General features: G+C 43.6%; 16 protein-coding genes and 1 riboswitch. Of the genes, 5 read left to right on the forward strand and 11 right to left on the reverse strand.

The window, feature by feature from the left end; translation table 11 throughout:
- Positions 1–18: 18 nt before the first annotated feature.
- The 9 genes from OCV19_RS14475 to OCV19_RS14515 form a co-directional block, all read right to left on the reverse strand.
- Positions 19–579, reverse strand: a complete 561-nt coding sequence (locus OCV19_RS14475) for a hypothetical protein (RefSeq protein WP_065676176.1) — start codon at positions 577–579, stop codon at positions 19–21.
- 83 nt (positions 580–662) lie between these two features.
- Complete coding sequence (locus OCV19_RS14480; RefSeq protein ID WP_065676177.1) at positions 663–881, reverse strand: hypothetical protein; 219 nt, start codon at positions 879–881, stop codon at positions 663–665.
- Between the two features lie 146 nt (positions 882–1,027).
- Positions 1,028–3,241, reverse strand: coding sequence for an AAA family ATPase (locus OCV19_RS14485; protein ID WP_083994289.1), 2,214 nt, complete (start codon positions 3,239–3,241; stop codon positions 1,028–1,030).
- Positions 3,232–3,699: a hypothetical protein gene (locus OCV19_RS14490; protein WP_065676179.1), complete on the reverse strand. Its 468-nt coding sequence runs from the start codon at positions 3,697–3,699 to the stop codon at positions 3,232–3,234. Before OCV19_RS14490 ends, OCV19_RS14485 begins: the two co-directional genes overlap by 10 nt.
- Positions 3,700–3,710: 11 nt before the next feature.
- Positions 3,711–4,148: a hypothetical protein gene (locus OCV19_RS14495; protein ID WP_065676180.1), complete on the reverse strand. Its 438-nt coding sequence runs from the start codon at positions 4,146–4,148 to the stop codon at positions 3,711–3,713.
- Positions 4,145–6,313: a hypothetical protein gene (locus tag OCV19_RS14500; RefSeq protein ID WP_206377636.1), complete on the reverse strand. Its 2,169-nt coding sequence runs from the start codon at positions 6,311–6,313 to the stop codon at positions 4,145–4,147. Before OCV19_RS14500 ends, OCV19_RS14495 begins: the two co-directional genes overlap by 4 nt.
- Positions 6,310–7,878, reverse strand: coding sequence for a site-specific integrase (locus OCV19_RS14505; RefSeq protein ID WP_083994290.1), 1,569 nt, complete (start codon positions 7,876–7,878; stop codon positions 6,310–6,312). Before OCV19_RS14505 ends, OCV19_RS14500 begins: the two co-directional genes overlap by 4 nt.
- Positions 7,878–9,359 carry a tyrosine-type recombinase/integrase gene (locus OCV19_RS14510; RefSeq protein ID WP_065676181.1) on the reverse strand — a complete coding sequence of 494 codons (1,482 nt, stop codon included), beginning with the start codon at positions 9,357–9,359 and terminating at the stop codon, positions 7,878–7,880. Before OCV19_RS14510 ends, OCV19_RS14505 begins: the two co-directional genes overlap by 1 nt.
- 152 nt (positions 9,360–9,511) lie before the next feature.
- Positions 9,512–10,069: a single-stranded DNA-binding protein gene (locus OCV19_RS14515; protein ID WP_017061342.1), complete on the reverse strand. Its 558-nt coding sequence runs from the start codon at positions 10,067–10,069 to the stop codon at positions 9,512–9,514.
- Positions 10,070–10,347: 278 nt separating this feature from the next.
- On the opposite strand from OCV19_RS14515, the gene OCV19_RS14520 reads away from it, so the two are divergent.
- The 4 genes from OCV19_RS14520 (at position 10,348) to OCV19_RS14535 (ending at position 16,865) form a co-directional block, all read left to right on the forward strand.
- Positions 10,348–10,995 carry a LuxR C-terminal-related transcriptional regulator gene (locus OCV19_RS14520; RefSeq protein ID WP_065676193.1) on the forward strand — a complete coding sequence of 216 codons (648 nt, stop codon included), beginning with the start codon at positions 10,348–10,350 and terminating at the stop codon, positions 10,993–10,995.
- A gap of 156 nt (positions 10,996–11,151) precedes the next feature.
- Positions 11,152–12,024, forward strand: a complete 873-nt coding sequence (gene galU, locus OCV19_RS14525; protein ID WP_065676182.1) for a UTP--glucose-1-phosphate uridylyltransferase GalU — start codon at positions 11,152–11,154, stop codon at positions 12,022–12,024.
- Positions 12,025–12,173: 149 nt separating this feature from the next.
- A complete protein-coding gene (uvrA, locus tag OCV19_RS14530; protein ID WP_065676183.1) occupies positions 12,174–15,005 on the forward strand; it encodes an excinuclease ABC subunit UvrA in 2,832 nt (943 codons plus the stop codon).
- Positions 15,006–15,101: 96 nt separating this feature from the next.
- Positions 15,102–16,865: a PglL family O-oligosaccharyltransferase gene (locus tag OCV19_RS14535; protein WP_065676184.1), complete on the forward strand. Its 1,764-nt coding sequence runs from the start codon at positions 15,102–15,104 to the stop codon at positions 16,863–16,865.
- A 103-nt stretch (positions 16,866–16,968) separates the two neighbouring features.
- Here the strand turns inward: OCV19_RS14535 and OCV19_RS14540 are convergent, their stop codons facing one another.
- Positions 16,969–18,108 carry a pyridoxal-phosphate-dependent aminotransferase family protein gene (locus OCV19_RS14540; RefSeq protein WP_065676185.1) on the reverse strand — a complete coding sequence of 380 codons (1,140 nt, stop codon included), beginning with the start codon at positions 18,106–18,108 and terminating at the stop codon, positions 16,969–16,971.
- A gap of 176 nt (positions 18,109–18,284) precedes the next feature.
- Positions 18,285–18,462, forward strand: a riboswitch (Lysine riboswitch).
- Between the two features lie 108 nt (positions 18,463–18,570).
- Here OCV19_RS14540 and lysC point away from each other — a divergent pair.
- Complete coding sequence (gene lysC, locus OCV19_RS14545; RefSeq protein WP_065676186.1) at positions 18,571–19,938, forward strand: lysine-sensitive aspartokinase 3; 1,368 nt, start codon at positions 18,571–18,573, stop codon at positions 19,936–19,938.
- A gap of 114 nt (positions 19,939–20,052) precedes the next feature.
- Here the strand turns inward: lysC and metH are convergent, their stop codons facing one another.
- On the reverse strand, positions 20,053–23,730 hold the full coding sequence (gene metH / locus OCV19_RS14550) for a methionine synthase (protein ID WP_065676187.1): 3,678 nt from the start codon (positions 23,728–23,730) through the stop codon (positions 20,053–20,055).
- Positions 23,731–23,854 lie beyond the last annotated feature (124 nt).

Raw genomic sequence — 23,854 nt, forward strand, 5'->3', positions numbered from 1 at the left:
AATTTATACTTTGAAAAATCAACTGTTCTTCCATGCAAGCTGAGGCGTTAACTTCTTAAAATCCTCCCTGAGTGTCTCAAGCGCTTCATGATCGTCACCGATTTTCTGATACCCGCCGACACTATTAGCAGCTTTAATATATTCATGGGCAAAAGCGGATTGTTTATATGCTTCAAACAATTTGAAAACGACCTCATTCTGAGTAGCTGATTTTGAACCAAGTCTCTCGACCCACTCCACAATAGAATTGTAGGCACGTACATGATCTCGAAAAACCCGAATGTTATAACGCTGTTCAGCGGTAAAAGATTCCGCTACTTCATGATAATAAGCATCCAAAACGGGTGAGGAAATGGGTGCACCCAATGAACAAGAATAATTGCCATTTTGACCATATTGTAACGCCGAATTCTTAGCTGTACTCTTACGCTCGGTAAGCAGAATTTCTAAATCACTTAACTCTGTAGAAATAGCCTTCTTTAGCTTTTTTATTTTGCTTTTATTCTTTATAAACTCAGTAAGTTGGGCTAGACCCCAACCTAAACACAGAGATATTAAAGCTACATGTAACCTATCCATACCACCCTCAATTTAGGTTAATGGCACTCAACAACTCTCTGCTTACGTCACATAGAGTTGTAAGCAGAAAGTAACCACTATCGCTATTTACCTAAGCCTCTTTGGCTAATTTCATTTTGATGTTCTTTGTACATAGCAAGTAAACCTTTCAAAGAAGTCTGACCTAAGCTTTTTGACTCTACATCTTCAGGTGCTACTTCATCTATTTTAGCTTTCAGGCTAACTATTTCTTTAACTAAGATATTGTTAATAATGACCAATTCATCGTCTGAAAGCTCTTTCGCGCTTGGCTTGTCTGCCATATTTCACTCCTTTATAGCATCGAGTTAACATTCACAACACTATGACACAATACTCACATCTTGTGTAAGGTGGTTATGCTATTTCTCTATTGTGTTTCACATTAAAATAACGTTGATAGAATGAACTCGAAATCAACTCAAACTGCTCATGTAGTCAGTGCAATTAAGCCACCTAAACAAACCTTCCTTTTGAAAGCGATATTGCCCTTGCGTATCGCTGTGTCAATTGAAGACTGTGTTCCCATAATCACAAGTTGTTGCTTTGGACGAGTAGCTCCCGTGTAGAGGAGAGTTTGATCGATCATATGACTGGCTTCTTCAGGTAAGGTCATAATCGTGGTTGTCCACTGTGACCCTTGGCTTTTATGAACAGTAATTGCATACGCTAATTCAAGCTTTTCTAAGAGTTCGATTGTGAGTGGTATCGATCCGCGATCTAACATCAAAGTCCCAACTGAGCCGTCTTCAAAAACCGAGTCAAACACCTCACTAATGTAGCCCAAGTCTCCATTGCGAACGTCCAATGTATAGTCATTTTGGTTTACCATCACAGGATCGCCTTCTAACAGCCATTGTCCCTTCGTATTACGCCACTCAAAATGAGGAATAAGCGGATTCTTCACCAACTTACGATTCCCACCTACACGTTTCTGGAAATCAGAGTTAATGCTGTCTACACCGAGTATTCCTTTACGCACAGGCGATAACAAAACAGTATTATCTCTTCCTCCCGCCTGACACCAAAGGTGATAAGCCCTATCCAGAGTCATCTCTGTTTCCAGACTCGCATCTTCACTCTCTGATAACAGCCTGTTTGTCAGTGGCAATTGGTAGGTTTCACTATTCCTGATAGCGGTCGCAAAGCGATAAATTCCTGACTCCGAAGCCTGTCTCTTCACTTGCGAAAGGTTAAAGGTTGGCAAGGGCATATTAGGCTTAGTTAAACTATGAAACACTAACCCAGCACCAATAGGTGGTAGCTGCGCTACATCACCGACAAATAAAATGCGCGTAGCTTCAGGCAAAATTCCACACAGCCGATACATTGAGAAAATATCGATCATTGATGCTTCATCGATAATAAGAAGAATATGCTCTGGCAATCGCTTCTTGCCTTCTCCCAAGTGGTCAGAAATCAATTTCGCAATAGTGCAGGCTTCATACCCTGTGCTCTCGGACATACGCTGAGAAGCTCGCCCACTTAGAGCAACCTGCTTTATGGTTATCCCATTAGCAACAGCTCGATAAACAGCCAGAACAGCCAGAAGAATAGTCGTTTTTCCAGTACCTGCGCCACCTGAAATACAAGTAACTGGAGCAAGGACTGCACCAATTACCGCCTCTCGCTGCTCTTCTGTCAGCTCAAACAGCAGAGTACTCTCAAATTGAGATAAAGCTTCACGAACATCTATTTCAGTAACTGATCGTTCCCATATCGCTAAGAGTGACCCTTCACCCCGTTTTCTATTGATTTTGTCAGTGATCGTTCGAGCAACTTTGTCTTCGATTAGTGCGCTTCCTATCGGAACTAACCCTTTATCGCCAACTCTGACTAATATGTTGTGTGCTATGGCAACATCAACCATGGACTTCAACGCTTTCTTGCGTCTTATTAGCTTAAAAGCAGCAGCACACAAGGCTTCTTCGTGAACGACAATATCACCCATTTTAAAAGTCAAATTTGCAGCAGCCTGTTCAGCTACAGCACAAAGCACTTGGGGGCTATCGAGGCTCATATTCAACGACTCCGCCAGAGCCAGAGCTTCTTTCCATGTTGCGCCCAGCGCCAGTAGTAGAAAAGGGTTTTGTTTGACGGTTTGAATAGCTTTAGGCCCAAACACTTCGATCATTCTTCGGCCAAGGTGCGGATTCATATTTGACTTCTGCACCCATTCAATCGCTTCCATCATTTGACCATCAGGCCAGTAGTGGACAAGTGAATAGGCACGTTGTTTATCCACACCTTTTATCAAACAAAGCCGCTCGATGTCTTTGTCGAGGATAATTTGCTCAATATTCTCGGTACGAGCGACTCTACTTGCTATGACACTACCTACACCTTCGACATTCTTAGCCAAATAGAAAGCCAATACTTCTCCAGAAAGCCTTTTAAACAAAGCACTTTTAGCGACTAGCAGATCTTCTGTATTACGCCATCCTTCAATTTCATACGTCTGACTGGTCAACTCTCCTTGAACCTCCCAAAGAGTGCCAACTTTCACCTCAGAAAAAACGTTTTTGGGAAAACTAATGGCTAAAGTTCTAGTTCTCGGCACTTGGGAGCCATCAGGCGAAACAGCTATCGCTGTCGCCTGATGAAATTGACGAATGTTCGTTACTTGGACTGTCATCAATCCCATCCAGACAACTCCCCATAATTACGAACCACCGCAGCTTCTCGCGACTTCTGAATACCCAGCTCTTGACGTAACTCTTGGTTCTCCGACCTGAGCGAAGCAAGTTCAGATTTAAGTGGACTTAATTCAGCTTTAACTTCAGCCAATTCTTTCCTTAATCTACTCATTTCTGCTGAATTCTGATTAGAGCGCCTCTCGGCTCTCTCACGCGCATCTTTATGAGAAGCAATGGATTCATTAGACTCCCCATACCAACGCATCTCTGCCTCAACTAGAAGCTCTTTGAGCTTAGGGTTTCCATTGACACTTAGTTGAGACCGTTTCAACACACCTTCATCAATAAGATTTGCTCGGTTAACCTTGTCTCCATTGCGGTACTCTCCGAAGTCATTCAACTCATCCCGTTCAGCAATCCAACTTATAAGGCGGTTAATTGTTTCTTGTGCTTTCAATTGACTCATCGCTGCCTTCCTCAAGCATCCCTATCTGTTTGGGGTAGCGGTTCATTCATCTTTTGCTGTAGCTTGGACATATCTACATTGGGCATTTGAGATAGGTTGTATTGCCAGCGAATAAATGTCTCTTTCCAGATTTTTTCTTTCACGGAATGCTCTGCTTTTAGGTGCTCAATTTGCCCCTTGAGTTCAGCATTTTCTTTAAGAAGAGCGTCAATGGTGACGTCCCCAGTCTCAGTCATTACTTGAGGTTTATCTTTCAATGTCTTCTTTCGACGCTTGAAAGCTTGCTTAATCCCATCGTCTCCCATAAGAGTAAATGTCGATATAGAGTCGCGATTTAGACGCTTGGCAAGCGCTTCTGCAAACGCAAACCACGTGAGTTTACCCGACCATTTTGCTAGCACGTCCTCTACAATTGGAAGCTCTTTTTCTGTGATTATCTTCTTTTTCATACCTCACCTCCAAACAGCGCTAATAGCTCGTTCTGCGTACGATCAATCACACTTTGGCTAACGGAATCCTGCACATTAATATCGACTTTCAAGCCGTTTTCGATGAGGGCTATTTGTGTCTCAGTGGGATCTAACTCTTTCGGAATTCGAATTACGGTTCCTTCAGGAATATTTCCGTCTTCATACATTTTGATCACCGTGCGTGTGATCGCTAATCGTCTACCATTAAATTTCAGCCAAGCTTCGGCTCCATATTCACCGCGATGACACGCATCTGCCGATATTTCAAACTCTTTGGTTTGAGCCACTTCCAGATTTCGAAGTCTTTCCAAGCTTTTAGGCAGACCTTTGATGCAGGCATGATCTTTACAAGCCACGCAATCACCCGCTTTTGTACATGGAGCCATCGTCCAATCATGCTCGCATACTCCCCATCCAGTAGGCTGCGCTGCTCCAACACGATTCTTATTCCCCAACATTTCATAAGTAATTGGCACACCTACTTTCACTGCTTCAATGGCTCTAAGTCCATTATCTTTGGGGAGGCCCAGAACACTAGCTTTAGGGATATTGAGAACAGCACGAGCTGTCGCCTCCCTCTCTTCAGGTGTACGCAAATCATATGCTTTGTTGTCTTGAATTCGTGTGCGACCTGCAAACATCGCGAGATCCAAAGAGTCCATTTCTCCGCGCTCAGCCATTGTAGATAGCCATGTTCTAATTTGGTGAGTAGAAATAGTGATTGGAGATTCATCTTCATTACGGATATTCAATTGTTCAAATATTGAATCTTTAACTTCTGTTCGACTATCTGACGATCCCAAAGCAGTATTGAACTCATTTACGCTCGGAGTAACCCAGCTATACTCTTTAGCCAAGAAATCTTTATGAAACTCATTGTCTCTCACAAGACATAAAGCAGTACTAACAAGCGCTCCAACTTCTTCTATGTTCGGCCAACTAGGATACTGCTTGGAGTACTTTTTCGCGGAATATTCAGCAAGATCGCTATAGGTAATTTGGGTCTTATCTTTTATCAAGTTCAAGAACCATTTGGGACTACTCAGCGCAAGTGCCATTTCCTGCACATCCATCGTATCAGATGAAAACCGATTACTTAGAGTCAGCCCCATGGCCGCACATAGTTCTGCATAACTCAGAGGTTCGTTTTCTCCGAGGTTCAAACTGGTAATGCACTCTGAATGACGAAAGAATTTGTTGGGATGTTCAATTGCCCAAGCTGCTGCCTCTCGCGCTGACGAGCCAAGCTTAGTTAGTCGTTTTACAGCCTCTCTCACTGTATGCTCTAACTTAGGGTGAACTGGTTTGGGGATTACCCCGCCGCCCTTAGCAGCTTTCCATCGTAGGTTTAAGACCTCAGTTTCTTTGTCTTCGACTTCACCCGTATCTGAGTTTTGAAAGGTTTCAATAGCAGTTGTCTCGAAAAGGCAGTTAGTAGTCAAAAAATACAGCTCTCCTGCACGGCTTGGTGCAAACATAAGCAAAACCGCACAGCTCGACCAATAAACTTCATAAGGTGTCTTTGCCTTGGTAAAAGCATCAGCTAGAGCTGCCAGTTCATGGCTTTCAAGCAAGCGTTCTTCTTGCCAATCTCTGTCATCTTTTGAAGTCCCCTCCGAACGATCTTTCTGTCTCGGCCACGGACTTTTCTTCCAAGGGGTGTGGCGCAAACATATTCTGTTTTCTTTTAACCACTTAAAAAGCTTCTTCATATGACCACCAGTGCCATAACGAGCCTGTGGCGTCAGTCGAGCTTCTACAGACTCTCTAGCCTTAGTAATTGTAGGTTCATCAAGTAACAGTATGTCAGCAATGCCATGAACTTCCTTCAATCCACAATATGTTGCTTTAAGCGCCCGCATCATATGACTAGGAGCAATTTCTTTTATACTCTGTTGCTCTCGAACATAGGCACGAGAAAAATCTAAGAAAGGCTGTTCAAATGGTTTGCCATCACCTTTTCCAGCAGAAGACTCATATTCTGTAAACTGCATACCAAGGTTCTTAGCTGTTTTCCAGTTAACTGACTTAAAACCACCTTGATCTTCATACAGTGTTAGCTCGAATTTAGCTCGGTCTATAAAAGCTTTGAGGTTCTGTTCACAGGTGAGTTCTTTTCTGGATTTAAAAGGAATGACACTCATGCAGCCCCCTCATTCAGCGCTTGAATTTTATTATCACAAGCTTTCATAATTGCTGCGATATGAACAATCGCTAGGTCATAGGACTGAAGAACTAAATCACTAGCACCATTCTCTCGACGGTCTTCCATTTCCTCAGTTAAATCAACCAAAAGCTCATCCCATGGCGCATGTAAAAGAGGCTGAAAACGAGCACATGACACACAGATTTTGACGCCACTATCACAAGCACTACCACCACAGTTTCCGACATGCTTCATTCCACTGATGTGTCGTCTACTCGCAGGATCACTCCCACGAACAGCTCCTGATTCATCAGTTATCAGACGGTCTTCAAACATTGCCGCTAAAAAGCTCATAGCTTCATTCATTTTGGCAAAAATTCGAAGAGCTAGTTCTGGGGTATACCCTGTATAAACACCTATATTCTGGGTATCTTCGTGATCTAACAGATAAGCAAGCTGAACCCCACTTATACCATGACGAACTAAATTGGTTGCACGCGTGCGGCGACAACGAGTAGGCGTAAAATGAATAGTTTCACCAGTTCGCTCTGAGATTGCGCTGCATTTTCTGCTAACAACTCTAGTTAAATCTGATGAACCCTGTACATTCATGTGAAGTTTCGCAGGCTCATCTTTTAGGGAGCTACGAAACTCATCTACAGTACAAATCTCATCGAATTGCTCTTCTTTACCAACAAAAAGAGGCAATTCTGTAAGATCTGCTTTCGTCAATTTGGGCAATTTTTTCTTCGCCAGCTTCTGAACTTGCTCTGCTAAGTTAATCAAAATTAGAAACAAATCTTCAGTAATATTGAGTGAGCGAAAACTCTTACGAAAGCCACCATCTTCACCACGTTTTTTGGCTCTAGGCACAGAAACTGAGTAGATTTGTTTTCCTTTGACGACTTCAACATTAAGATCACAGATCCGTAACTGGCGAAGTTGAATCGGACGTCGTGCCGTCTGATAGCAAATCATGAACCATGCATATTCACGTAGAGTTAGCTGCTCAGTTAAGAATGCATTAGCTGCCCAACTCATAAGTAATTGCTGCTCCGTAACAGTCCAAGGCCCAGAGTGGGGACAGCTATGTAAGACAGCCTTCCCTTTCACATTCCCATGAAGCTTGAGACTATCTAAGAATGGCGTCATGCCTTTTTGGACGCCTGAATATTCCCAGTCAATCCAGTTACGTAAAAGCGCACGAATAGTACCTAGCTTATACTCATTTTCCTTATCTAGACTCGCTTTCAAATTTAAAATTTGTGTATCAGTAATTTCTCCCCCCGTGTAATGGGGAGTATCAAGAAAATAACGCCTAATGTAGGTATAACAACCCTTTATATGAGATTCAGATACTTCCTCAGCCATTCTCGCCAAGGTTAACCTCAAGCCTTGGCAAAGCTCTGAGTCAGCCTTCTGATAGTTTAACAGTCCCCAATTGAGGGTATAATCATGACCAAGTTTCCAAAATTCAGAATGTACATCGAACTTATAACCAGCCTTGGAGGTTCGATGAAGTGGTTCACATTTAGGGAGCTTAAATTCAACTGCTGCATTCATTATTTATTCTCCTTTTCAGCATTATCAGAAAGCTCATAGGCAACTCCCAATACGCTAGGAATAAGCTTCTTAAGCTCGTCTTCTGCAACCTCATTAACTTTGCCATTGAATTTGCGCATCTTCTCTGACTCTTCCTTCATAAGTGTCATACTGATTTTTTCAGCAGATTCCTTTGTATGGCGAAGGTTGTAAACTTCAGCAGACTTCTCATCACTATGTCCCATGATGTACATGCGTATTTGTATCTCTTTCTTTTCAGATATAATGTCATCCATTCGCCCTTCCTCACGCGCTAAACGGTTATTTATATCGATAATTCTGGAAATTAAATTGTTTCGGTTATGTCGATATGCGTGAGCGCTTGCCAACTTATCCACCTTAATACCTTCCGCTTCAATAAACGAAGCCAGCCCTTTATCACGAGCAATCTTCAATAGGAGCTTGGAACATTGCTTGATACTCAACGGTTGCCCGACAGTATTCTTACTGGAAACAAACAAGAAACCATGGCTTTGGCTTGCAGGAAGTACTTGTACCATATGCCTCCTTTCTCCTATAACGTAATCGCGCAACAAATCTGTCAGCTCAAGGGATATTGGTAGATCGCGCTCCAATGTTTTAGCATTTGGTTCAAGCCCCCTCCAGATGTCCTCAGGATCATCATGCCGACGAACGATTGAAATGGTTTGCGCCGCGAAATTTACATCAGCGACTTTTAACTGAAGTAGTTCCCCTACACGCATACCTGTTTCATAAAGCACTCTGATAATTAGATAATTCCTTTCTCGAACCAAAGCTGTAAAGGGGTTATCGATACATTCAGGCTCAGCAATTCGCATAATTTCTTCAAAAACTTCGGGTGGTGGTGCCTTCTTGTCAGGATCATTTCGTTTTGCACGAGCGCCTTGTCGTTTTGGTCGCTGTTTAATTATCACTTGCTTAACTTTTTCAGCAGCATCTAAGTAATAAGCGTAATGGGAGTAATGGCGTAGACCTACATCTACCATAAAGTGAAGAAATTCAGCTACGACCTTCAGGCGATGACGGTGTAGCTTCACTCCTACTACCTCATCTGGAGCCACAGATGAAGGTAACTGTGCTCTCATAGAAATTACGTTGCTTTCAGTTTTCTGCGTGTGCTTACGCCGTACAGCTTTCGTCTGAAGTTTGCAATGGTGAGCTAGAGATCTAGCTTCAAGCGTTGAAAGGAATTCTGGTAGTGAAAATTGGCTCGCTGGAGCAGCTTCATCTGCATCCGCAATACCAATAACCTTTTCAAAGAAAGGTTGTTCCTGCATTTCATCCCAAAGTAGAAAATGAACGAGAACATTCGAAATGTTCCTCATTGTCTCTTGGGTTGACCCTCTATAGTGCGTTGTAAGGAACAAAGTCGTCCAGAAATCAGGCACACCATTAGCATCCGATAAACAGGAGAAACGCTCTCCGTTTTGAAAAATGAGTTGTTCTCGATGAATTTCCATACCACCACCATAAATCAAGCTTAATTTATTGTAGTAAGGTGGCAATTTTAAATCAAGCTTATTTTTTAAGCAGAAAACAAAAAAGCCCCGTAAAAACGGGGCTTTAAACTATTCACTCAATAATAAATCAAGTTTTTCCATTATTGGAGGTGTCAAAATGGGATGTCATCATCAAAATCCATTGGTGGCTCATTATATTGAGGTTGAGCCTGCTGAGGAGCTTGTTGAGGTGCTTTTGGCTGCTGTTGAGCGGGAGCACTGTATTGTTGCTGCTGTTGTTGTGGCTGCTGTGGCTGACCCCAACCACCTTGCTGTTGGTTGTTACCCATGCCACCTTGAGCAGGAGCACCACCTTGAGCACGGCCGCCAAGCATTTGCATTACACCATTGAAGCCTTGCACAACCACTTCAGTTGTGTAGCGATCTTGACCGCTTTGATCTTGCCATTTACGTGTTTGAAGTTGACCTTCAATGTAAACTTGAGAACCTTTACGTAGGTACTCACCAGCAACTTCCGCAAGCTTGCCAAACAGAGCAACACGGTGCCATTCTGTTTTTTCACGCTGCTCGCCAGTTGCTTTATCACGCCATGACTCTGACGTTGCAATGGTAATGTTCGCTACTGCGCCGCCATTTGGCATGTAACGAATTTCAGGGTCATTACCTAGGTTACCCACTAATATAACTTTGTTAACTCCACGGCTAGCCATGATTTGCTCCGTCTAAATTCATAGTCTCAGAAAATTTTAGCGCACAAGAATAGCATGCTTTTCTGCAGTGATAAATCGCATTCCTATTCTCTCCTCACTACAAAGAATAAAAACGTAACAAATCATGATATTCAGAGCGATGTTGCTTTTTTCTCCACTTACAAACCACTCATTTACTTTGATAATTGATATTCAACGCAAGTCACTATCAAGGCGCTAGAGAAGCTAAAGCCAGCATGACAACGTGGAATCTAATCCCCCTTAAACAGGACGTTTCAATGAGAAAATCAAGATACGCTCGCACTTTACACTTTCTGTGCATCGACCCAAACGATACCTATCTACATGTAAAAGAGATAGAAAAGCATTTATCTATTATTCTCTACAAAATGACACCCGACGAATTAATGCTAGTTGATAGAAAGCAGAGTAACCGGATCTTGCTCGTCGATTACAGAGAGGTACCACAACTACGGATTATTTGTCCTAACCTGACTGTTATGTGGAAAAATCACGAAATCATTTTATTCAATGTCCCCCAGCAACTTCCAACCTCAGAGCTTCTTACCTATGGGGTACTAAAAGGACTCTTTTACAACACTGAACAAAAGGACAAGATTGCTCGTGGTCTTCAAGAAGTCATCGATGGTGAGAACTGGTTACCGAGGAAGGTAACCAATCAACTGCTGTTTTATTATCGTAATATGGTCAATACCAACACAACACCAACCAACGTTGATTTAACCATTCGCGAGATTCAGGTAATTCGCTGTCTTCAGTCAGGGTCATCAAACACACAAATCGCTGATGACTTGTTTATTAGTGAGTTCACGGTTAAATCTCACCTTTATCAGATATTCCGTAAGTTGGCGGTCAAAAATAGGGTTCAAGCCATTGCTTGGGCCAACCAGAACCTGCTTGCATAATCGATCGGCCTCTGAATCTGACGATAATTTTGAGGGAAGCTCTAGTAAACCATAGGTATTGTTGCTGAATTTTCGACATAACTTGTGCTAGAGTTGCCCTCAGAAATATCAACAACTCAGTTGAATCAATAATTATTATAGATAAAGGGTCTTATCATGATCAAAAAGTGCCTTTTCCCGGCAGCTGGCTACGGTACACGTTTTTTACCTGCAACCAAGTCAATGCCTAAAGAAATGATGCCTGTCGTAAACAAACCTCTGATTGAATACGGTGTAGAGGAAGCTATCGAAGCTGGTATGGATGGAATGTGCATCGTTACTGGACGTGGTAAGCACTCGATCATGGATCACTTTGATAAAAACTACGAGCTTGAGCACCAGATTAGCGGCACCAATAAAGAAGACCTATTGGTTAATATCCGTGAAACGATTGAAGCGGCAAACTTCACCTACATTCGTCAACGTGAGATGAAAGGCCTTGGTCATGCTATCTTGACTGGTCGTGAACTGGTAGGTGATGAACCGTTCGCAGTAGTACTTGCTGATGACCTTTGTGTGAACGAGCAACAAGGCGTGTTAGCTCAGATGGTTACGCTATACAAACAGTTCCGCTGTTCTATTGTTGCTGTGCAAGAAGTTCCAGAAGAAGAGACTCACAAGTACGGTGTTATCTCTGGCGAAATGATCAAAGATGACCTTTTCCGTGTGGATGACATGGTAGAAAAGCCAGAGCAAGGCACTGCGCCAAGCAACCTAGCGATCATCGGTCGTTATATTCTGACTCCAGATATCTTTGAATTAATCGAGCAGACAGAACCAGGTAAAGGCGGCGAAATCCAGATCACTGATGCATTGCTAAAACAGGCAAAAGCAGGCTGTGTATTGGCTTACAAATTTAAAGGCCAGCGTTTTGACTGTGGTAGTGTTGAAGGCTATATCGAAGCAACAAACTACTGCTTCGAGAACCTATACAAGAAAGACCAGCAGCAAATCGAGCTAGGTAAACACTCGACAAAGAAAGAAGCATAACGACTGGTTTATCACTAACGTTACTGATTTTAGGAAGGGCGACTCTTTGAGTTGCCCTTTTTGTTTACTGTTTTTTTATCCAGTAAAACTTTGCACAAATCTCACTCTATGTAATACTTTAGCCACTTAAAATTACATGGTCTATTGAGATGGATAAAATAGAAATTAGAGGCGCTCGTACGCATAACCTCAAAGACGTCAACCTAACCATTCCACGTGACAAACTGACTGTCATCACCGGATTATCCGGTTCAGGTAAGTCATCACTTGCGTTTGACACACTCTACGCAGAAGGTCAACGTCGTTATGTTGAGTCTCTGTCTGCTTACGCTCGTCAATTTCTATCTCTTATGGAAAAGCCTGATGTCGACCATATTGAAGGCCTGTCTCCAGCAATCTCAATAGAACAAAAGTCGACTTCACATAACCCTCGCTCAACTGTCGGCACGATTACTGAAGTCTATGATTACCTTAGGTTACTGTATGCGCGAGTTGGCGAACCTCGTTGTCCAGATCACAACATCCCTCTAGCTGCACAAACTATCAGCCAAATGGTGGATAAGGTACTTGAACTACCAGCTGGCTCAAAAATGATGTTACTGGCGCCTATCGTCAAAGAACGCAAAGGTGAGCATGTTAAAACACTGGAAAACTTAGCGGCACAAGGCTTTATCCGTGCGCGCATTGATGGTGAGACCTGTGATCTATCCGATCCACCAGCCTTAGAACTTCATAAAAAGCACACCATTGAGGTCGTCGTTGATCGATTTAAAGTACGTCCCGATCTACAGCAACGTTTGGCTGAATCGTTCGAGACCACATTAGAGCTATCTGGCGGCATCGCTGTCGTCGGTTGGATGGACGAAACGGATCAAGAAGAGATCGTATTCTCTGCTAACTTCGCTTGTCCTAAATGTGGTTACAGCATGCAAGAGCTTGAGCCTCGCCTGTTCTCATTTAATAACCCGGCAGGAGCCTGTGGTACGTGTGATGGTCTTGGTGTTCAACAGTATTTTGATCCAAGCCGAGTGATTTTAGATGAGAACCTAAGCATTGCTGAAGGTGCGATCAAAGGTTGGGATCAAAAGAACTACTACTATTTCCAAATGCTAACGTCGCTGTCAGAACATTATGGTTTTGATCTGTATGCGCCATTTAATTCTCTACCGAAAAAGACTCAAGAGATCATTCTAAAAGGATCAGGTCGTACTGAAGTGGAATTCAAGTACATCAATGACCGAGGTGATATTCGAGTTAAGCGTCATCCATTCGAGGGAATATTAAATACCTTAGAGCGCCGGTACCGTGATACTGAATCTAGCACGGTGCGTGAAGATCTTGCCAAATATATCTCAACCAAATCGTGTTCTAGCTGTGATGGCACTCGCCTGAGATTAGAAGCTCGCAATGTTTTCATTGGTGATACCACACTGCCAGAAATCGTTGAACTTAGCATTGCTGACGCACTACAATTTTTCCAAGAATTGAAGCTAGACGGTCAGCGTGGGCAGATCGCAGATAAAGTGATGAAAGAGATCAATGACCGTCTGCATTTCTTAGTCAACGTTGGTTTGAACTACCTCAACCTATCACGCAGTGCTGAAACGCTGTCTGGTGGTGAGGCGCAACGTATTCGCTTGGCGAGTCAAATCGGTGCCGGTTTAGTGGGCGTTATGTATGTACTGGATGAGCCATCAATTGGACTCCACCAGCGCGATAATGAACGTCTACTGCAGACCTTGATACACCTCAGAGACTTAGGTAATACGGTACTTGTTGTAGAACATGACGAAGATGCAATTCGTTGTGCTGACCATGTTATCGATATCGGCCCAGGTGCAGGTGTTCATGGTGGTCACGTGGTGGCAGAAGGTACCATGCAAGACATCATCGACAACCCGAACTCATTGACAGGTCAGTACCTGAGCGGTGCTAAAGAAATTGCAGTACCTGAAAAGAGAACACCTATCGACAAGAAAAAGGTCGTCGAGATCGTTGGCGCAACGGGGAACAACCTAAAGAATGTGACCGCGACAATTCCTGTTGGCTTGTTCAGTTGTATTACGGGCGTATCAGGTTCGGGTAAATCAACGCTTATCAACGATACCTTCTTTAAAGTCGCCCACACTCAATTAAACGGCGCAACAACTGCAGTTCCGGCGCAGCACAAAAAGATAAAAGGCTTAGAGCATTTCGACAAAGTGATCGATATTGATCAAAGCCCTATCGGTCGCACCCCTAGATCAAACCCTGCAACCTACACCGGTATTTTCACCCCTATCCGAGAGTTATTCGCAGGCACTCAAGAATCACGATCTCGTGGTTATAAACCAGGTCGATTCAGCTTTAACGTTCGTGGTGGTCGTTGTGAGGCTTGTCAAGGAGACGGCGTAATCAAGGTAGAGATGCACTTTTTACCCGATGTGTATGTGCCTTGTGATGTGTGTAAAGGTAAGCGTTATAACCGTGAAACTCTAGAAGTTCGATACAAAGGAAAAACCATAGACGAAGTTCTAGAGATGACCGTAGAAGATGCTCGAGAATATTTCAACCCTGTTCCTGTTATCGCTCGTAAGCTGCAAACATTGATGGATGTTGGCCTTTCCTACATTCGCCTCGGACAAGCAGCGACAACCTTATCTGGTGGTGAAGCTCAGCGTGTTAAATTAGCGCGTGAACTGTCTAAACGAGACACGGGAAAAACTTTATACATTCTCGATGAACCAACAACAGGACTTCATTTCCACGATATCCAGCAGCTACTGACGGTATTACATAGACTGCGTGATCACGGTAATACAGTGGTCGTAATTGAGCACAACCTAGATGTCGTTAAAACAGCAGACTGGATCCTAGATCTTGGCCCTGAAGGTGGTCAAGGTGGTGGCGAGATTGTTGCAGAAGGTACACCTGAAGATGTGGCGTTAGTCGAAGGTTCACACACTGCTCGCTTCCTTAAGCCTATGTTAAATTTGAAGTAGGTGTAAAATAGCGCCCTGCGAGCAGACAGAAAAATGTTAAAGTAACAGAGCTTGTTTCAGAAGGAACAAGCTCTGTTTTTATAAGGTTAGGGATTTATGGCAACAATACACACTAGCGGTACCCAGCTAGAAAATCAGGTCACTCAGCTACCACTCAATAAAGCATTTCTGGCTTCTTTAGCTGTTGTATTCTTGTTAGCCATGCATTTTTTCATGCCTAATCCTGGAGGCTCGGGCCTTGCTTTATCGTTTAACCCAACCACTTGGTTAGCTCTTAGCTTTACGTTAGCAATTGGCTTCTACCAACTCGCGACTAACCGAGTACTCAAATATTCCAAGTTAACCCTTGGCTTGCTGATCAGTTGCGTGATACTTACGCTACCCACGCTTTACAGTAACGCCTTTCCTCAAGCCGCATCTGGTCGACTACTGGGATTGTGGGCGGGCTTCGCTTTATTCGTCGTACTACAGCAATTTAAGTTCAGCAATAAACACAAGCAACGCATTTTGTGGTTCATTGTGCTTGCTGTTGTTATACAAGCACTATTTGGCTATGTGCAATATTTCTTATTAGAGCCTGGCAACCTATTTGGCTACAACACTGCTGCAAATCGACCATATGGGATATTCCAACAACCGAATGTTATGGCAAGCTTTCTTGCTACTGGTTTTGTGTTGTCCGCTTACCTTTTAGCAAGACAGCCAGCTAAATATAATCACAAGATTAGCGAGTCATTCTTACTATACCTAACCCCAACCTTAACCGTACCTTTGCTGATCATTATTGCATCACGTACCGGATGGTTGGCCGCTGTCATTGGTTTTATCTGCATTCTGCCCTATCTATACAAGTTCTCGACCAAGAAACGCTTCTACGGATGGTGCGCATCAGTGCTCGTCGGTGTCGTCGTCGCTTTTTCGGTGATCAGCCTAAGTGCGACTGATAGCCTCGCTAGCAAAAAAGCGAACCTAGAAAGCCCGCGCGCTTATACGTTCCCACAAGCTCTGGATATGATGATCGAAAAGCCATTCACAGGTTATGGTTACGGGAAATTTGAATCAGAGTACACGCTATATACCGCTCGCCAGCATCAACTTAATTCGAACTATCACCCAGGCCTTCCTTCAATGGATCACCCGCACAATGAGTTCCTGTTTTGGGGAGTAGAAGGAGGAATTGTGCCAATCATCGGAATCTTGATTGCCGCGATATTGGTGATGTCACGCATAGCAAGTTCTGCAAAGGGAACGCGTCTAGCCCTGCTCGCTTTATTTATCCCGATCCTTTTGCACTCTCAACTTGAGTATCCTTTTTACCACTCGGCGATTCACTGGATAACATTCATTATATTGATTTACTGGGTCGATCAGCGATCTTCCCGACATTATCAACAGTCGTTCAGTATCATCAGTAAAACCCTGTTTAGAGTGTCGAGCTTAGTGATACCTATCTTGGTCAGTTTTTATATGTTGAGCGCCCTGCATACCAACTATGTACTGACTAAGTTTGAACTATCTAAACCTAAAAATCCGGACATTCTTAAGCAGGTAACGAACCCAGTGGTGTGGAAAGATCGCTACGACTGGGACATATACAGCACTTACCTTAATATTGGTCTCTACAAAGCCGACCCGAGCCTTATACAGCCTTACATCGATTGGTCACTGGAGATCATAAAGAGCAAACCAAGACCGGCTTTCTACAGCAATCTGATTCTTGCGTATCAAGGCCTAGGCGATCACAGTAAAGCCGAACAAATTCGTAGCGAAGCGAACTTTTTATTCCCTAACAGAGACTTTTCAAAGGTTCAGTATAAGAAAGTGTCACAAGCAGAAGATAACGTTTCGTCTGCTGAATAATATTTAGACCTCAAAACTAAAATATCATTTAGGAGCTTGGGGTAGATACAAAAAAGCGCACGATCTATCGTGCGCTTTTCTTTTTAATTTCAGTTTATTACAGCTATTTCAAAACATCTTTTAGCGCTTTTAGACACAACGCGACATTCTCTTTACGAGCGCCGTAGCCCATTAGGCCGATACGCCATGCCTTACCAGCCAAAGAGCCAAGTCCAGCACCGATTTCAAGGTTATATTCTTCTAAAAGCTGCGTTCTGATCTTAGCCTCATCAATTCCTTCTGGGAAATAAAGTGCGTTCAGCTGCGGCAAGCGGCTCTCTTCATCAACCACAAACTTTAATCCTAGAGCTTCTACACCTTCTTTAAGCTCTTGGTGCATCGCATGATGACGAGACCACGCATTATCTAGGCCTTCATTTTTCAACAAAACCAGCGACTCATGCAGAGCATAAAGGCTGTTCACAGGTGCGGTATGGTGGTAGCTACGCTTACCTTCTCCACTCCAGTAACCCAATACTAAACTTTGATCCAAGAACCAGCTTTGTACTGGTGCTTGGCGGGCTTTCATTTTATCAACCGCACGCTGAGAGAAAGTCACTGGAGATAGCCCTGGCACACAAGACAGACATTTTTGGCTGCCAGAATAAACCGCATCAAGCTGCCACTCATCAACCAGCAATGGCACACCACCTAATGATGTCACCGCATCAACAATCGTTAACGCATCAAACTGACGAGCGATAGCTGAGATAGCTTGAGCATCAGATAGCGCTCCGGTTGATGTCTCTGCATGAACAAAAGCCACAGCAACAGCATCGGGATTTTCTGCCAATGCTTGTTCTACCTTTTCAACTGAAACGGGCTTGCCCCATTCGTCATCAACAAGGATGGCTTGGCCACCACAACGCACCACGTTTTCTCGCATACGCTCACCGAAGACACCGTTACGACAAACAATCACCTTTTCACCAGGCTCAATCAAGTTAACAAAACAGGTCTCCATACCCGCACTGCCCGGTGCAGAAACGGCAATCGTAAATTCGTTTTCAGTCTGAAAAGCGTATTTAAGAAGCTGTTTAAGCTCGTCCATCATCGCAATAAACAGCGGATCTAAGTGACCTATGGTTGGACGGCTCAAAGCCTGTAACACTTGAGGTGAGATATCTGAAGGACCAGGTCCCATTAACGTTCGGTGTGGTGGATAAAAGCTATCGATAGCAGTAGTGAGTGTTAAATTAGACATGTACATCCCTTACGTTAATGTTGTGAACAATCCACCCTAAAGCAAATTGATTACCTCAGCAATTAGCCATAAGTATTGAGGTCAAACCACTGTCACATAATTGTTAAAATTATTTTTCAATTATCTCAAGTTACGGATTGACATTGTTACCACAAAAACGTTCAATGAAACGGCTATCTAGCAGAAGAGGAGCACTGCCCAGGCAGATGTTTTGTGGAACCGCATTTCCAATACAAAACATTTATGGGGAGCAGTGCCGAGATAATAAAAGGATGCAGGACCTTTATTATCGGTTGAGCGGGCTGAATCCCTTCAACTGTCGCCATTTCTATATGGTGAAGAGCTTCTGAGGTTACTATTCTAATAATTCCTCTCTTTTTGCTCTAAAACTCTCTTCGAAAAACATCGGACGTTGGATTACCCAACCGTAATTTTATTTTAGGAAGTCGTGGGAGATATATCGTGAGTGCATCTAATGTAGCTGGTTCTTTTAATGTCGCTAAGTTTGGTGGAACAAGTGTTGCCAACTTTGAAGCAATGAGCCGTTGTGCTGCCATTATTGAAAACAACTCAAACACGAAACTGGTCGTGAGTAGTGCATGCTCTGGTGTCACTAACTTGCTGGTTGAACTAGCAAATGGTGTTCAAGACAAAGCTAGTCGTCAGGAACTAATGGCACAATTAGAGGATATTCATAACGCAATTCTTGATCAACTCGCAGACCCAATCAGCATCGAAAAAGAAGTTCACAGCATTCTTGATGACATTGCGAGCGCTGCAGAGGCTGCATCATTCCAAACAAGCACTAAACTGACGGATCACCTTGTCGCATGTGGCGAGTTGATGTCGACACATATCTTGGCTCAGATCATCCGTGAACGAGGCACTCCTGCTGTTCGTTTTGACATCAGAGATGTGATGCGTACTAATGATGATTTTGGTAAAGCCGAACCTCAATTAGAAGATATTGCCGCTCTAGCGCAAGAGAAACTTATTCCACTTTGCCAACAACAAGTTGTCGTGACCCAAGGTTTTATCGGCGCTGATAGCGAAGGCAACACCACGACTTTGGGCCGCGGTGGCAGTGATTACTCAGCAGCACTGATTGCCGAATCTGTACAGGCGATTGGTCTAGAAATCTGGACGGATGTTCCGGGTATCTACACCACTGACCCTCGTATTGCACCTAAAGCTTCTCCTATCCCAGAGATCAGCTTTAGTGAAGCATCGGAAATGGCAAACTTTGGTGCGAAGATCTTGCACCCATCGACTCTAGTACCTGCACTACGCCACCAAATACCGGTATTTGTCGGCTCTTCTAAAGCGCCAGAGTTAGGTGGTACTTGGATTCGTCAAGAAGTTGAGAGCTCCCCTCTATTTAGAGCGCTTGCCCTACGCTGCAACCAAACCATGGTTACGCTACGCAGTGCTAACATGTTCCACGCCTATGGCTTCTTAGCAAAAGTGTTCGAGATCCTTGCTAAACATAAGATCTCTGTCGATCTTATCACTACCTCAGAGATCAGTGTGTCACTTACTCTGGATCAAACAGACACATCAGGTGGTGCTCCTGAGTTACCTGAAGCCGCTCGCCTTGAGCTTGAAGAGCTGTGTTCTGTCGATATTGAACACGACCTATGCCTTGTTGCACTTATTGGTAACAACATGAGTGAAAGCAAAGGCTATGCGAAGCAGGTATTCGGCACTCTTGAAGATTTCAACCTACGCATGATTTGTTACGGAGCAAGCCCACACAACCTGTGTTTCTTGCTAGATGAATCTGTTTCTAAGTTGGCGATTCAAAAACTGCACCAAGAATTGTTTGAGTAAAAATGCGTTTATCACCAACAGATAAATAACTAAATCTCAGATACAAAAAGGGTTGCTATTAAGCAACCCTTTCTCTTTTTTACTATACGAATCAAAGCTCGTCGTAGATTCAAACTAGTTAATGTTTGGACCTAACCACTTCTCGGCTTCTAACATGTCCCAACCTTTGCGGTCAGCATAGCTATCCACTTGATCCTCTTGAATCTGTGCAATAGCAAAGTATCTAGCATCAGGGTGTGAGAAATACATACCAGACACTGAGGCACCAGGCCACATCGCGTAGCTTGTCGTTAATGACATATCGATTGCCTTTTCAACGTCCATCAGCTCCCACAACGTACCTTTCTCTGTATGCTCTGGGCAAGCAGGGTAACCTGGAGCTGGACGAATACCTTGGTATTTCTCTCGAATCAAATCGTCGTTAGACAAATTCTCATCTGGCGAGTAACCCCAAATATCCTTTCTCACTTCTTTATGCAGATATTCCGCGAACGCCTCAGCCAATCGGTCAGCAACCGCCTGAATCATAATCGCGTTGTAGTCATCGCCTTTCGCTTTGTATTCATCAGCCAGCTCTCGCTCACCAATACCACCCGTAACCGCAAAGCCACCAATCCAATCCGCTTTACCGCTTTCTTTTGGCGCAATGTAATCAGACAAACAGTAGTTAAAGCCTTTTGGTTTCTCTGTTTGTTGACGAAGATTGTGTAGAACTTTTAGAACTTCGGTACGAGATTCATCGGTATACACCTCAATATCATCACCAACACTGTTCGCTGGGAACATGGCACACATACCACGCGCTTCAAGCAGCTTCTCTTTCTCTACGCGATCCAGTAAATCATTAGCATCTTTGAATAAACGTTTTGCCTCTTCACCCACTTCTTCATGATCAAGGATTGCAGGGTATTTACCAACCAATGACCATGTCATAAAGAATGGAGTCCAATCGATGTACTGACGCAAAGTCGCCACATCAAAATCATTGAAGATGTGAACTCCCGGCTTAGCGGGTGCAGGTGGTGTATACGCATCCCAATCGATAGCAACTTTATTGGCACGAGCTCTTTCAAGCGTGACAGGCTTAGTACGAGGTTTCTTACGATTGTGCTGATCTCGAACGCGATCGTAATCGATATCCAGCTTCTCAACGAAAGCGGGTTTCAATTCATCAGAAAGTAGTGAAGTACAAACACCCACTGCACGCGAGGCATTATTTACGTATACAACAGGTTCTGAATAATTCTGCTCAATCTTAACTGCTGTGTGAGCTTTAGATGTGGTTGCGCCGCCAATCAGAAGAGGCAGTTTAAAGCCTTGTCTCTCCATCTCTTTAGCCACATGCACCATCTCATCCAGTGAAGGAGTGATCAAACCCGAAAGGCCAATGATATCGACGTTCTCTTCTTTAGCGACCTTAAGGATTTTTTCACATGAAACCATCACGCCTAAATCGATAATTTCGTAGTTATTACACTGCAAAACCACGCCAACGATATTTTTACCAATATCGTGAACATCGCCTTTTACAGTCGCAAGTAAGATTTTTCCGTTAGTTGCACCAACGTCTTTGGTTGCATTAATAAATGGCTCTAGATGGGCTACCGCCTGCTTCATAACACGGGCAGATTTCACCACTTGAGGAAGGAACATCTTACCTTCACCAAATAGGTCACCAACAACGTTCATGCCGTCCATTAGAGGGCCTTCAATCACTTCAATAGGACGAGAGGCATTAACACGAGCTTCTTCGGTATCTTCAACAATAAAGTCGGTAATACCTTTTACCAAAGAGTGTTCTAAGCGCTTTTCTACTGGCCAGGTACGCCACTCTAAAGCCGATTTATCTTCAACTTTTCCAACAGCACGCTCTAGATATTCAGTCGCGATATCGAGTAAGCGCTCAGTTGAGTCGTCTCGGCGGTTTAGAACCACATCTTCAACGGCTTCACGTAAATCCTCAGGCACATTATCGTAAATCTCCAATTGCCCCGCATTTACGATGCCCATATCCATACCGTTTTTAAAACAGTGATATAGGAATACCGCATGAATAGCCTCACGGACGTAGTTATTACCGCGGAATGAGAATGAAACATTCGATACACCACCAGAGATCATTGCATGAGGGAGATCGCGTTTGATATCACCTACTGCTTCAATAAAATCAACCGCATAATTGTTATGCTCGTCAATGCCCGTCGCAACTGCAAAAATGTTCGGATCGAAAATAATATCTTCTGGTGGGAAACCGACTTCATCAACAAGAATGTTGTAGGCATTGGTACAGATTTCGACTTTACGCTCTCGAGTATCAGCCTGCCCTACTTCATCAAACGCCATCACGATGACAGCAGCACCATAACGACGAACTAATTTGGCTTGCTCAACAAACTTCTCTTTGCCTTCTTTTAGAGAGATGGAGTTAACGATGCCTTTGCCTTGAATACACTTTAGACCAGCTTCGATAACTTCCCACTTAGAAGAATCGACCATAACAGGTACTTTCGAGATTTCAGGTTCTGAAGCACATAGATTCAGGAATTTAACCATACACGCCTCGGCGTCTAGCATCCCTTCATCCATGTTGATATCGATAATTTGAGCACCATTCTCAACTTGCTCTCGAGCTACACTCAAGGCTTCGTCGTAGAGCTCTTCTTTGATAAGGCGCTTAAAGCGTGCAGAGCCGGTAACATTGGTCCGCTCACCTACATTCACGAACAAAGATTCTTTAGCTATCGTCAGTGGCTCTAGTCCCGAAAGACGACAAGAAACTGGTAAGTCTGGCAATTGACGCGGCGTTATACCTTCAACGGCCTCAGCCATTTCACGGATATGCTCTGGAGTAGTACCACAACACCCACCAATTAGGTTCAAGAAGCCACTTTCAGCCCACTCTTTAACATGTTCAGCCATATCCTCAGGAGAAAGGTCATACTCGCCAAATGCATTAGGCAAACCCGCATTAGGGTGAGCAGAAACATTGCACTCTGAGATACGAGACATCTCACCGACATACTCACGCAGTTCATCAGGGCCCAATGCACAGTTCAATCCAAATGAGATTGGTTTTACATGACGAAGGGCGTTGTAGAATGCTTCTGTCGTCTGTCCTGAAAGGGTACGACCTGATGCATCAGTGATGGTACCGGAAATCATCACTGGCAGACTGATACCTACTTCTTCGAAAACAGATTCAACCGCAAAAGCACACGCTTTCGCGTTTAACGTATCAAAGATAGTTTCAATAAGAATTAAATCTGAACCGCCCTTAATGAGCGCGCGAGTCGATTCAGAATAAGCTTCAACCAGTTCGTCAAAGCTAACATTACGGTAACCTGGATCGTTTACATCAGGGGATATAGAACAAGTTCGGTTGGTAGGGCCTAATACACCCGCTACGAAGCGAGGTTTATCTGGGGTCTTTGCGGTCCATTCATCAGCCGCTTCACGAGCAAGCTTGGCAGCAGCAAAGTTAATTTCTTCACTAAGGCTTTCCATATCATAATCGGCCATAGCGATGGTTGTAGCGTTAAAGGTATTGGTTTCGAGGATGTCAGCCCCAGCTTCCAAATACTCCATATGGATATCTTTGATAAGCTTAGGCTGTGTAAGAACTAAAAGGTCATTGTTGCCCTTCAAGTCACTGTGCCAATCAGCAAAGCGTTCACCACGATAGTCTTGCTCTTCCAATTTATAATCCTGAATCATGGTGCCCATGCCACCATCAATCAGTAAAATTCGTTGCTTCAACAGAGCGTCAATCTTTTGCCTTACATTACTTCCCACGGTACAACCTCATTCCTTTAATTATCCCTCCATCCTATCACACATTAAAAAGGAGTCTAGACGTCTAAAAAAGGAAATTGATTACCGACTCATGACAAAAAAATGTTTGCTATTTGAGCATGAG

Origin of the sequence: Vibrio celticus, assembly GCF_024347335.1 — a bacterium.
Lineage (GTDB): Bacteria > Pseudomonadota > Gammaproteobacteria > Enterobacterales > Vibrionaceae > Vibrio > Vibrio celticus.